10 protein-coding genes are annotated in these 13,395 nt (G+C 23.9%); 9 read left to right on the forward strand and 1 reads right to left on the reverse strand.

Annotation, left to right across the window (positions count from 1 at the left end; genetic code table 11):
• Positions 1-17: 17 nt before the first annotated feature.
• The 4 genes from leuS to tusA all read left to right on the forward strand — a co-directional run bounded on the left by leuS (position 18) and on the right by tusA (position 4,604).
• Positions 18-2,597 carry a leucine--tRNA ligase gene (leuS, locus tag D9V71_RS02255; RefSeq protein ID WP_158340757.1) on the forward strand — a complete coding sequence of 860 codons (2,580 nt, stop codon included), beginning with the start codon at positions 18-20 and terminating at the stop codon, positions 2,595-2,597.
• Between the two features lie 39 nt (positions 2,598-2,636).
• Entirely contained in the window at positions 2,637-3,632 is a 996-nt protein-coding gene (gene holA, locus D9V71_RS02260; protein WP_158340758.1) for a DNA polymerase III subunit delta, read from the forward strand.
• A 25-nt stretch (positions 3,633-3,657) separates the two neighbouring features.
• Positions 3,658-4,302, forward strand: a complete 645-nt coding sequence (gene nadD, locus D9V71_RS02265) for a nicotinate-nucleotide adenylyltransferase (RefSeq protein ID WP_158340759.1) — start codon at positions 3,658-3,660, stop codon at positions 4,300-4,302.
• Between the two features lie 71 nt (positions 4,303-4,373).
• Positions 4,374-4,604 (forward strand): sulfurtransferase TusA, encoded by a 231-nt coding sequence (gene tusA / locus D9V71_RS02270; RefSeq protein ID WP_158340760.1) that lies wholly within the window; start codon positions 4,374-4,376, stop codon positions 4,602-4,604.
• Between the two features lie 126 nt (positions 4,605-4,730).
• Here the strand turns inward: tusA and asd are convergent, their stop codons facing one another.
• A complete protein-coding gene (gene asd, locus D9V71_RS02275; protein ID WP_167553837.1) occupies positions 4,731-5,843 on the reverse strand; it encodes an aspartate-semialdehyde dehydrogenase in 1,113 nt (370 codons plus the stop codon).
• Positions 5,844-6,145: 302 nt separating this feature from the next.
• On the opposite strand from asd, the gene D9V71_RS02280 reads away from it, so the two are divergent.
• The 5 genes from D9V71_RS02280 (at position 6,146) to recC (ending at position 13,394) form a co-directional block, all read left to right on the forward strand.
• Entirely contained in the window at positions 6,146-6,739 is a 594-nt protein-coding gene (locus D9V71_RS02280) for a YhgN family NAAT transporter (protein ID WP_158340762.1), read from the forward strand.
• A gap of 125 nt (positions 6,740-6,864) precedes the next feature.
• Positions 6,865-8,037, forward strand: a complete 1,173-nt coding sequence (locus tag D9V71_RS02285) for a phosphoglycerate kinase (RefSeq protein ID WP_158340763.1) — start codon at positions 6,865-6,867, stop codon at positions 8,035-8,037.
• Positions 8,038-8,052: 15 nt separating this feature from the next.
• Positions 8,053-9,132, forward strand: a complete 1,080-nt coding sequence (gene fbaA, locus D9V71_RS02290; protein ID WP_158340764.1) for a class II fructose-bisphosphate aldolase — start codon at positions 8,053-8,055, stop codon at positions 9,130-9,132.
• 143 nt (positions 9,133-9,275) lie between these two features.
• Positions 9,276-10,121, forward strand: coding sequence for a small-conductance mechanosensitive channel MscS (mscS, locus tag D9V71_RS02295; protein ID WP_158340765.1), 846 nt, complete (start codon positions 9,276-9,278; stop codon positions 10,119-10,121).
• 60 nt (positions 10,122-10,181) lie between these two features.
• A complete protein-coding gene (gene recC / locus D9V71_RS02300; RefSeq protein ID WP_158340766.1) occupies positions 10,182-13,394 on the forward strand; it encodes an exodeoxyribonuclease V subunit gamma in 3,213 nt (1,070 codons plus the stop codon).
• The last annotated feature ends 1 nt before the right edge of the window (position 13,395 follow it).

The raw sequence follows: 13,395 nt of genomic DNA on the forward strand, positions 1-13,395 counted from the left end.
TTTTTTCAGGGAAAAATATGGAACAAGAATATTCACCAAAAAAAATAGAACTATATGTACAGGAATATTGGAAAAAAAATAAAACTTTTGAAGTCAAAGAAGATTTAAAAAAAGAAAAATATTATTGTCTTCCTATGCTCCCATATCCTTCTGGAAAATTACATATGGGTCATGTTAGAAATTATACCGTTAGCGATGTTATTGCACGATATCAAAGAATGATAGGTAAAAATGTTTTGCAACCAATGGGTTGGGATGCTTTTGGTTTGCCTGCTGAAGAAGCAGCTATAAAAAGTAACACAAGTCCACTTTCATGGACTAAGAAAAACATAAAATACATGAAAAAGCAACTTCAATCGCTAGGTTTTAGTTATGATTGGAGTCGTGAAATCACTACGTGTAATGCGGAATATTATCATTGGGAACAATGGTTTTTTATTAAATTATATGAAAAAAAACTAGTTTATAAAAAAAATAGTTTAGTTAATTGGTGTTCTTATGATAAAACTGTTTTAGCAAATGAACAAGTTATTGATGGTTGTTGTTGGAGATGTCAAAATCAGATAATAATAAAAAAAATTCCACAATGGTTTATAAAAATAAGACATTATGCTGAATCTTTATATCAAGATTTAAAAAAATTAACTCATTGGCCTGAAAACGTAAAAAACATGCAACGAAATTGGATTGGACGAGTAAAAGGATTTCAAATAAAATTAAATGTTTTTAACACTTCTCAAAAAATAAAAGTATTTACTAACAGATTAGATCTTATAATGGGTGTCACATATATTTCAATATCTATTTGCCACAAATTATCTCTTAATTTATCTAAAAAAAATCAAATAATTGAAAGATTTATAAAAAAATATCAATGTATCTCGCAAGAAGAACTAAAAACTGTTAAATATATAGGAATTAATACAAATCTATTTGTTATTCATCCTATTACAGAAAAAAAAATACCAATTTGGATTTCAAATTTTATTCTAAAAGAATATGGTACAAATGCAGTTCTATCTATTCCTGGACATAATGAACACGATTGGAATTTTGCAGTTAAAAATAATCTCAAAATTAAATATGTCGTTCTAAATCCTAATCATCAAAAATATAATGCACATAGTTCTTTTATAGATATAAAAGGAATATTATTTAATTCTAACGAATTTAATGGATTGAATTCTAAAGATAGTAGTGAAAAAATAAAAAATATACTGTTCCAAAAGAAAATATTAAAAGAAAAAATCAATTATAAATTGCAAGACTGGTGTGTATCAAGACAGCGCTATTGGGGAGCCCCTATTCCAATGGCAACATTAAAAAATGGAAAAATATTATCAATACCAGAAGATGAACTACCTGTAGTTTTACCAACAATTGAACAAAATATAGATTCATTAAAAAAGTCTATTAATCCCAATTCTAATTGGGCTAAAATTTTCATCAATAATAAAAGTGCTATTAGAGAAACCGATACTTTTGATACGTTTATGGAATCATCTTGGTACTACGCAAGGTATACTTGTCCAAATTTTAATACAGGCATGATTGATTTAATGGCATCAAAATATTGGCTACCTGTCGATCAATATATTGGTGGAATAGAGCATGCAATTATGCATTTAATGTATTTTAGGTTTTATCATAAATTACTGCGTGATTTCAAATTAGTTGATTCAGATGAACCTGTAAAAAATTTATTATGTCAAGGCATGGTTCTTTCTGAAGCTTTTTATGAAATTGATAAAAACTTACGACGCAATTGGATTCACTCATCATCTGTTTTGATAGAACGTAATTCAAAAGGAGAAATTATTAAATCATACAATAAAAAAGGAAAAGAGTTATTTTATGCAGGAATGATTAAAATGTCTAAATCAAAAAACAATGGAATTGAACCGGAATTAATGATTCAACGTTATGGAGCTGATACAATTCGTTTGTTTATTATGTTTTCTGCTCCTGTAGAATCTTCATTAGAATGGAAAGAATCTGGTGTGAAGGGAGTACATCGTTTTTTAAAAAAACTTTGGAAGATAATATATAATTATATTGACATAAAAAATACACATCACAAAATGAATTTTAATCTTTTAAATTATCAACAAAGTCACTTACGCTGCCAATTACATAAAACTATTTCTAAAGTTACTGACGATATAAGTCGTCGAAAAACATTTAATACTGCCATTTCTGCAATTATGGAATTAGTAAATGAATTAGCAAAAGCTCCGATAAAAGAAGAACAAGATAAATCTATTATGCGAGAATCTTTAATTTGTATAATTAAAATGCTCTATCCATTTACACCTCATTTTTGTTTTTTTGTTTGGAAATATTTTTATGAAAATAAAACAATTGATGATGAAAAATGGCCTGTCTTTACAGAAAATATTTTATTGAAAAAATATAATGTTATTATTGCTCAAATTAATGGAAAAACACGGTGTACTATAAAAATACCTAATAACTTAAATAAAGAAGAAGTATTTTTACAGATAAAAAGTGAACCTATAATAAAAAAATATTTAAAAAATGTTAATATAAAAAAAATAATATATATTCCTAAAAAAATAATAAATTTTGTAATTTAACATTAAAAATATATTTTTAAAGATATTACTATTGCCTATATGAAAAGTATAAGTCCAGATGAACTAAAAAAAACATTAATAAAAAAATTAAATTATTTTTATATTTTTTTAGGGGAAGATATTTTTTTATCAGAAAGAAATCAAGATTTAATATTAAATTTTGCATATCAAAAAGGATTTTTAGAAAAAGTTATAATCAATATAGAAAAAGATAAAGATTACAAAAAAATCAATTTTTTCTATAAAAGTAAAAATTTATTTTTTAAAAAAACAACCTTAATAATTAATTTTATCATAAAAAAATTAAATGTTTTTATGGTTGAAAATATTTATAAAACATTTTCTTTATTAGATTCAGATATTTTAATAATATTAAAATTTAATCATTTATCTCATTTTATCGAAAAAAACAAATTGCTCGATAAATTTAAAGAATTTCATATAGTTTCTTGTTTTACACCATATAATTTACGTTTTATTAATTGGATTAAATATGAAATACGAGAAAAAAATATAAATATAGAAGAAAAAGCATTTTCTTTGTTATGTAAGTATTATGAAGGAAATACTTTATTTATATACAAAATTCTAGATATACTATATATAACATGGCCTAATACTTATATTACAACAGAAAAAATAAAAAAAATTATTATTGACTTTTTCGATTTATCTCCATTACATTGGGTTAATTCTATCTTTCAAGGTCAAATAGAAAAAGCTATTTATATACTAAAAATTTTTTATAAAAAAAAATATAATCATCTTATTTTAGTACGTGCTTTGCAAAAAGATTTATTAAAATTAATTTCTATTAAACGTGAAAAAAAAATAAATATACATGCACAATTGAGACAACATAACATTTGGTATACAAGATATAAATTTTTTATAAGTGCTTTTGAAAAAATGAACAATGATAAATTATTAAGAGCAATTCAAATTCTTGTAAAAATAGAAATAAATATCAAAAAAAAATATAATAATAATATCTGGAATCAATTGCAAGAATTAACTTTAATATTATGTGAATAATATTTCACATTTGAATAAATAAAAAATGAAAAAATTATATGTAGTTTTTGGTGGGAATTTTGATCCTATTCATTATGGACATATTTATTCAGCAGAAAAATTAGCAAAAGAAATCTCTATAGAAAAAATAATATTTTTACCAAACAATTATCCTCCGCATCGAGATAGAACTAAAACATCTATAATAGATAAAATAAAAATGATTAAACTTGCTATTCATAATAATCCTTTATTTCAAATAAGTTATTTAGAAACAAAAAAAAATCATTTTTTTTATACTATAGACACATTAAAAAAAATTAGAGAAGAAATAAGTTATTTAAGACCTTTGTGCTTTATAATGGGAGAAGATAACTTACAAAAATTCTATCTTTGGAAAGATTGGAAAAAAATATTATTATATTCTCACTTGTTAATTTATCCTCGAGAACATAAAAAAAATAATCATAATAATGAATTTAAAAAATGGATTGATTTTCATACCGTATATGATTTAAATTTATTACATAAGAAACCATTTGGTTTAATTTATTTTTCACACGGTTCTTCTATTAATGTTTCTTCTAGTAGAATAAGGAAAAATTATTCTATCGGTAAAAGTTCTTATACACTTTTACCATCTATTGTAAATAATTATATTTTATCAAAAAAATTATATCATAATGATTGATGATCCTATGAATTCTTTGATTTTTTGTAATACTTAAAAAAAATTTAATTTGGAACATGTTTGATGAAAAAATGAAAAAAAAAATTATATTGAATTTAATTGGACTACGATGTCCAGAACCAATTATGATAATAAGAAAAACGCTTCGTAATATGAAAAAAAATGAAAAAATATTAGTTTTATCAGATGATCCAACAACTAAAAGAGATATTCCAAGTTTTTGTTATTTTATGGAACATCAGTTGTTAAAAAATGAAATAAAAATCAAACCTTATCGTTATTTATTAAAAAAAGGATTATAAATTTTAAAAATATTTCTTATATAGACTAAACGTTTAATATATACACTTCAAATTTAATATATAATAATTATATATAAATATAGTGTATATATTAAAAAACTTCTATTTTTCTAAGTAGAAAATATATTATAAATTAATTAGTATATTCAACATTCTTCTTAAAGGTTCTGCAGCACCCCATAAAAGTTGATCTCCAACAGTAAAAGCAGATAAATATTTTTTTCCCATATTCAATTTTCTTAAACGACCTATTGGTATATTTAATGTATCAGTCACAGAAGACGGAGTTAATTTTAACAATGTATCTTGTATATTATTTGGAACAACATTAACCCATTCATTATGATTTCCAATTATTTCTTCAACATTTTTTAAAGAAAGATCTTTCTTTAATTTAATAACAAATGCTTGACTATGACAACGAAGTGAACCAATTCGGACACATATACCATCAATTAAAATTTGATTTGTAGTTCCTAAAATTTTATTGGTTTCAGATTGACCTTTCCATTCTTCTCGACTTTGACCATTACTCATTTTTATATCGATCCAAGGTATTAAGCTACCAGCCAAGGGAACAGAAAATTTTTCTACAGGAAAATTAAAATTGCGAGATATTTCAGTTACTTTACGTTCAATACTTAAAATTGAAAGAGAATTGTTTAATAAATCTTTTTCTACAACGTTATATAACCTACCCATTTGATTTAACAACTCTATCATATGACGCGCACCTGCACCAGATGCTGCTTGATAGGTAGACACAGAAATCCACTCGACTAATTCTTTTTTAAATAAACCTCCTAAAGACATTAGCATCAAACTAACAGTACAGTTACCTCCTATAAAAGTTTTAATTCCCTTCTTTATAGAATTTTGTATAAGGTCATAATTCACTGGATCTAATATGATCACAGAATCATTTTTCATTCGTAAATTAGAAGCAGCATCTATCCAATAACCTTCCCAACCATTCTTTCGTAATTTTAAATAAACCTCTTCAGTATACGTTCCTCCTTGACATGTAATTATAATATCCATGTCCTTTAATACATCAAAATCATAAGCATCTTCTAAAATATTGTGTGATATATTATTTAATAAAGGACTTTTTTGACCAAATTGAGACGTTGAAAAAAATACGGGTTCAATTTTCGAAAAATCATTTTCTTCTTGCATTCTTTTCAATAAAACTGATCCGACCATTCCACGCCAACCGACTAAACCCACAGTTTTCATCATTAATAAATACACGGACAATTTATATTAACAGTAATATTTATTAAAATTAATAATAAATACAGTTAAAGCAAACGTTTTCCGGCTCCTAAAAAAAATTAATAAAAGAATATTAATTAATAATTATAAATTTCATGTAAGAAAAATATATACTCTCTAAAGATATGAAAAATTTTTAACAAGAATATTAAAATAGAAAATTCTATTTTAATTTTAAATATACTATAAAATCATAATTTTATATTAGAAAAAATATTTTAGATCAAAAATAGCATAACTTTAAAAGGATATAATAGATTAAAATGACTGAAATAATCTCTACAACCATATTACTAATTCTAATTATGGATCCTTTAGGAAATCTTCCGATATTCATGACAATATTAAAACACCTAGAAGCAAAACGACGAAGAATTGTAGTTATACGTGAAATGATTATAGCATTAATTGTTATGCTATTATTCTTATTTGTTGGCGAAAAAATACTTATAATTCTGAATTTAAAAACTGAAACTGTTTCAATATCTGGAGGCATTATTTTATTTTTAATTGCTATTAAAATGATCTTTCCTTCTGAAGATAATAATAGTAATGAAGTTTCTGCATATGAAGAACCTTTTTTAGTTCCTTTAGCTATTCCATTAGTTGCAGGACCATCTTTATTAGCAACATTAATGTTACTGTCACATCAATATTTACATCATATGTTTTACTTAGTCGGATCATTACTAATTGCATGGTGCTTTACCGTTATAATATTATTATTATCCGGTTTATTTTTAAAATTATTTGGTTCAAAAGGTGTCAATGCTTTAGAACGTCTTATGGGTTTAGTTTTAATTATGCTTTCTACTCAAATGTTTCTTGATGGAATCAAAGCATGGTTTAAAAATTAGAATATATTTTTTCTTTAAGAACCTGTTATTAGCAGAATAACAGGTTAAAATAAGCATTTGAAAGAAAATATAAAATAGATTAAAAAGAATCAATTGTATACAAATTAATACAAAAAGGCATTATCATGACTATAAAAAAAATGACTGAAATAAATATAACTGGAAAAAGAGTTTTAATAAGAAGTGATTTAAATGTTCCTATAGAAAATGGGATCATTCAATCTGATGCCAGAATACTAGCTGCTTTACCAACTATTAAATTAGCTATTAAAAACAATGCAAAAGTAATTGTTATGTCTCATTTAGGAAGACCAAAAGAAGGATGTTATACAAAAAAATATTCTTTATTACCAATATTTCAATATTTTAAAAAAATATTTAAGAATACTAAAATACATTTTTCTGATAATTTTTTAGATGGCATTCAACTTAATTCAGGAGAAATTGCAATTTTAGAAAATACTCGTTTCAATGAAGGAGAATTACAAAATAGTGACACATTATCTAAAAAATATTCTAATCTTTGCGATATATTTGTAATGGATGCATTTGGAAGTTCACATAGAATAGAATCTTCTACTTATGGGATTGGAAAATTTGTTAAAATAGCATGTGCTGGACTTCTTTTGATAAATGAAATACATGCTTTAAAAAAAGCATTAAAAAAACCAAAACGTCCAATGGTAGCTATAATTGGAGGTGCTAAGGTATCAACTAAATTTAATATATTACATAAATTGGGTAAAATTGCAGATACGATAATAGTTGGTGGAGGTATAGCAAATACTTTTTTAGCTATTGATTATAAAATAGGAAAATCATTACATGAACCAGATTTTATATTTGAAGCTAAAAAATTACGTGAAAAATACAATATTATTGTACCGATTGATTCTCGTATTGGAAAAAAATTCTGTAAAAATGAAAAATCTATAATTAAATTACCGAATGATATAAAAGAAGATGAAGAAATTATGGATTTTGGTGATGAAAGTATAAAAAAAATTATCGATATTCTCAGAAAATCTCAAACAATTATTTGGAATGGACCAGTTGGAGTATTTGAATTTCCAAACTTTAGAAAAGGAACTGAAATAATCGCAAAAACAATTGCACACAGTAATGCATTTTCTATAGCAGGAGGAGGTGATACATTATCCGTCATTGATATGTTTAATATAAAAAATAATATCTCTTACATCTCAACTGGAGGAGGGGCTTTTTTAGAGTTTATGGAAGGGAAAAAACTACCTGCAATACATATGTTAGAAGAAAATTTTAAAAAACAAATCACATAATTAATAGGAAAAAAATTGAATATTTTAAATATTATTAAACCTGGTGTTATGAATGGTGATGAAGCTCGAATAGTATTCGAATTAGCGAAAAAAAAACAATTTGCAATACCAGCCGTGAATTGTATAGGGACTGATTCTATTAATACTGTTTTAGAAACTGCTGCTAGAGTAAAATCTCCAGTTATTATACAATTTTCTCATGGAGGAGCTTCTTTCATTGCTGGTTATAAAAAACATTTTTCACTAAATCAAGAAGAACAAGCGATACAAGGAGCTATATCTGGTGCTCAACATGTACATTTAATGGCAAAATATTACAAAATTCCAGTAATACTTCACACTGATCACTGTCCTAAAGAAATGTTGTCATGGATTAATGGACTACTAGAAGTAGGTACAAAATATTACCTTGATAACAAGAGACCTCTTTTTACTTCTCATATGCTTGATTTATCAAAAGAAAGTTTACAAGAAAATATTTCCATTTGTAAAAAATATTTACAAAAAATGAAAAATATTAATATGATGTTAGAAATAGAATTAGGTTGTACCGGAGGAGAAGAAGATGGTATTGATAATACTAAAATAGATAAAAAATTACTTTATACGCAACCTCAAGATGTAAATTATGCTTATGAAGAGTTAAACAAAATCAGTAAAAATTTTAGTATTGCGGCGTCATTTGGCAATATACACGGTGTTTATCAACCTGGAAATATTGATCTCAGACCTATTATTTTAAAACATTCACAAGAATTTGTAAGTACTAAACATAATTTAGAAAAAAACCCATTAAATTTAGTGTTTCATGGAGGTTCAGGTTCACATGTAAAAGAAATTAATGAATCAATTAAATATGGTGTTGTTAAAATGAATATTGATACTGATATACAATGGGCTGCATGGAAAGGCGTATTAAATTTTTATAAAAAAAATAAAGAGTTTTTACAAAATCAATTAGGAAATACAAAAGATAAAAATCAACCTAATAAAAAATACTATGATCCAAGATCATGGATAAGAAAATCACAAAAATCAATGTCTATTAGATTAGAAAAATCGTTTAAAGATTTAAATGCTTTCAATATTTTATAACAATTCTTATAAAGAATTTTAATTTGATTCCGGGGAATAAATAAAAATATTCTCCGAAAAATCACTGTATTAAAAAATATACTGTTTATTAAAATAAATTATTATAATTTTTTTAATTGCTAAAAAAACATACAGAGAACATGATGGATGAATTAAATGTAGTAAATGATATCAATCATGCAGGAAATTGGTTGATACGTAATCAAGAGTTATTGCTTGGATATATAGTAAATCTAACATCTGCTATTATTATTTTAGTTGCCGGAATGTTTATATCTAAAATTATATCAAATGGAGTCAACCAAGTATTAATTACTCGTAATATTGATGCTACTATTGCTGGTTTTCTTTCTGCATTAATGCGATATATTATTATCACTTTTACACTCATTGCTGCATTAGGTCGAATTGGAGTACAAACAACATCAGTAATTGCTATATTAGGAGCAGCTGGTATGGCAATAGGTTTAGCTTTACAAGGATCTTTATCAAATTTTGCAGCCGGTGTATTATTAGTCACACTTAGACCGCTAAAAACTGGAGAATATGTTAATTTAGGAAGTGTTTCAGGAACCGTATTAAATATTCATATTTTTTATACGACACTTCGTACTTTAGACGGAAAAATTGTAGTAGTTCCTAATAATAAAATCATCTCTGGTAATATTATTAATTATTCAAGAGAACCTGCTCGTCGTAATGAATTTATTATAAGTGTATCTTACAACAGTGACATTGATTTAGTGATAAAAATATTACGCAAAGTAATAGAAAAAGAAGATCGAGTGATTAAAGATAGAGATATTATTGTTGGTCTCAGTGAATTAGCTCCATCTTCTTTGAATTTTATAGTACGCTGTTGGAGTAAAAATAATGATTTAAATTCAGTATATTGGGATTTAATGGCTAATTTTAAAAAAGAATTAGATAAAAATAATATTAATATTCCTTATCCTCAATTAGATGTACATTTATATAAAAAAAAATAAAGACAATATAAACATTAAAAAAATATACAAAATTTTAATTTATTTTAGAAAAAGGTTTTTATGTTTAAAGTTTATAAATCAAACTCACTAAATATACTCTTATTAAAAGCACATGATATTATTCAAAAACAACCTCTTTCTAATATTTTTGAAAAAGAGATTTTTATTTATGATAATAAAGTATTATTTCAATATTTAAATATATTTCTTGCTGAAAAAGTAGGGATTTCCGCAAATTTTAAATTGTATCATCCTAAAGATTTTATATGGAAATTGTTTCAAATCATATTATCTAAAAAAGAGTTAAAAAATACGTTTACTCATTCTATAATGATTTGGAAAATCATGAATATTCTAGATAAAGGAAAATTTTTTGAAAATTACAACAAAAAAAAAGATAAAATTCAAAATTTTAAATTTTCATTTTTAATGGCGAATATATTTGAAAAATATATCTTTTATCGTCCTAATTGGATTAATGATTGGGAAAAAAAAAATCAGTCAACAATTAATCCGAGTGAACAATGGCAAATAAAATTATGGATGGAAATAATAGATAATACAAAAAAACTGAATCAGTGCACTCATCATTTTTCAAATTTATTTTATGATCTTCAAAAATTAATTAAAGAAAAAAAAATAAAAAAAACACACTTACCTAATCGGTGTTTTATTATTTCTTCTTTTTCATTAAATCCTTCTTATATAAAAATTTTTAAAAAAATAAGTATATATATGAATATTTATTTTTTATATATTACACCTTATAAAAACAATACATTTAATTTAATTCAAACTAATAAGATTCATCCATATGAAAAAATAGAAAAAAAAAACACTTCAAGTAATTCGTTAATAACATTATGGGGACAATATGAAAAAATTTATTCTTTATATACCATTGAATCTCAAGAAATTAAAATCGTTAATTATTTCAAAAAAAATAAAAATAGTAATTTACTAAATAACATTAAAAATGATTTTTTTCAAAGTAGTAAATTAAGAAAAAAAAGATTTTTAAAAGCAACAGACAATTCAGTTTCTATAAATATTTGTTTTGATAAAAAAAATGAAATCGAGATACTATATGAAAAATTATTAATATTTTTTCATGAAAATGCATCTATAGAACCTCGCGATATAGTTGTTACTTCTTTTTTGCTTGATGATTATATTTCGCATATTAACGCAATATTTACATCGGTAGACAAAAAAAAACAAATTCCTTTTTTTATCTCTAAAAAATTTTCTAAAAAAACAGAAATAACACTGTCTTATTTTAAAAAAATATTAAATTTATCAAATAGTCGCTTCGAAAATGAAGAAATATTAGAATTACTTGATGTTCCTGAAATAGCAAAAAAATTTAATTTTTCGGAAGAAGAAATAAAAATTTTATATGCTTGGATAGAAGAAGCAAATATTCGATGGGCTGTTGATTGCAAACATAAAGATTATTTATACTTTCCTAAAAATAAACAAAACACCTGGTTTTACGGAATAGAAAAACTACTTCTGAGTTATGCAATGAATGATAAAGAAACAATTTGGAATAATATTTTATCATGCAGTGTGATCAATGGTTCTAGAGCAGAACTTATAGGAAAATTAATTATATTTATAAATACACTCAAGAAATGGCAAAAAAAATTATCTAAATCACAACATCTTACATATTGGTATTCGTTATCTGAAAAATTAATTAGTGATTTTTTTTTCTGCAGTAAAAAAATAGAAAAACCTATTCAAATGATTCAAAAAAATTGGATGAAAATGATTAATGATAGTTTAATATCTAATTATTCACAAAAAATTTCAATTAATATATTAAAAAAAAATTTTTTCTGTAAATATTATTACACTAATAATGAAATATTTTTACCAGGTGTAGTAAATTTTTGTCATCCTGCCTCTGTATGTTACATTCCATTTAAAATAATATGTATTATTGGTGCTGATCATTCAAGTGTTCCAAAAACAAATTATTTAGATAATTTTAATTTACTAAAAAAATATCCATTAATTGGAGATATTGATGTTTATCAAAAATATTGTTATCTATTTGCTCAAAGTATATCTTGTGCTGAAAAATATTTTTATATTAGCTACATTGGATATTCCGTTAAAGATAAAAGTAAAAGGTATCCTTCAGTTTTAATTGATCAATTGTTAAATTATATTGCGTGTAATTTTTGTTTTATAGGCGATCAAAATTTAAGTTTGGAAGATAATACTAAGAAAATTATTAAACATTTATGTAAAAAATACAAAACACAATATTTTTATAAAAAAAAACATGTAATTTCTTTCAAACAAGAAAATTCGCAAAAAATTTTTAAAAGCATCAATAAAAACTTCCATCATCAATACTTATTAAAAGAAAAAAACTACAATTTAATTAATTTAAAGGATTTAACAAACTTTTGGAAAAACCCAATACGTTATTTTTTTAATTTTAATTTAAAAATACAACTTAATAAAAAGAAACGAATAATTAAAACAACAGAACCCTTTTTAGTAAATCAATTAGATTCTTTTAAAATAAAACATACTTTATTAAATAAAATAATAAATAATCAGGATACAGAACAATTATTTCAATATTATATGCTTTCTGGAAAATTACCCTATCATTTTTTTGGAAAAATATTTTGGAATAAAAACATTAAAGAAATGACGTTGATAGCAAAAAAAGTTATCAAATACAGAATTTCAAAAAAAGAAAAAAAATTTAATTTAAATATAGAAAAATATCAAATTAATGGTATTTTATCTGAAATACAAAATACAGGTTTATTACGTTGGAAATCAAGCACTATAAATTATAGTGATCGTATTGTTTTATGGTTAGAACATTTAATTTACTCTGTATTAGGCGGTTGTGGAAAAAGCAGAATAATAGGTTATAGAAATCAAACTTGGTCTTTTTCTTCTTTAAATTCTGATATAGCATACACTTATCTTTTGCAATATATTAAAGGGTACATAAAAGGTATGCAACAACCTATTTTATTAACTAAATCAGCTGCATCTTGGCTTGATCACGTTTATGACATAAGAAACGATTCTATAAAAAATGACTATTATACACAAAGAACGGGATATAAAAAATTATTGGAAACTTGGATAGGAAACGATTATATTGAAGGAGAACAAAAAGATTTTTACATCACAAAAATAATAACAAAATTAAATACAAACAACATAAAAGAAATTTGTGAAATAGCTGAAAAATGGCTAATTCCAATATTAAAAAATAAATTAAAAAAATAAC

The sequence above is a fragment of the Buchnera aphidicola (Macrosiphum euphorbiae) genome (assembly GCF_005237295.1).
Classification (GTDB): domain Bacteria; phylum Pseudomonadota; class Gammaproteobacteria; order Enterobacterales; family Enterobacteriaceae; genus Buchnera; species Buchnera aphidicola_AP.

Excerpts from the sequence above, each read along its gene's own strand:
- leuS (WP_158340757.1), top strand. The coding sequence starts at position 18 with ATGGAACAAGAATATTCACCAAAAAAAATAGAACTATATGTACAGGAA.
- holA (WP_158340758.1), top strand. The coding sequence starts at position 2,637 with ATGAAAAGTATAAGTCCAGATGAACTAAAAAAAACATTAATAAAAAAA.
- nadD (WP_158340759.1), top strand. The coding sequence starts at position 3,658 with ATGAAAAAATTATATGTAGTTTTTGGTGGGAATTTTGATCCTATTCAT.
- tusA (WP_158340760.1), top strand. The coding sequence starts at position 4,374 with ATGAAAAAAAAAATTATATTGAATTTAATTGGACTACGATGTCCAGAA.
- asd (WP_167553837.1), bottom strand. The coding sequence starts at position 5,843 with ATGAAAACTGTGGGTTTAGTCGGTTGGCGTGGAATGGTCGGATCAGTT.
- D9V71_RS02280 (WP_158340762.1), top strand. The coding sequence starts at position 6,146 with ATGACTGAAATAATCTCTACAACCATATTACTAATTCTAATTATGGAT.
- D9V71_RS02285 (WP_158340763.1), top strand. The coding sequence starts at position 6,865 with ATGACTATAAAAAAAATGACTGAAATAAATATAACTGGAAAAAGAGTT.
- mscS (WP_158340765.1), top strand. The coding sequence starts at position 9,276 with ATGGATGAATTAAATGTAGTAAATGATATCAATCATGCAGGAAATTGG.
- recC (WP_158340766.1), top strand. The coding sequence starts at position 10,182 with ATGTTTAAAGTTTATAAATCAAACTCACTAAATATACTCTTATTAAAA.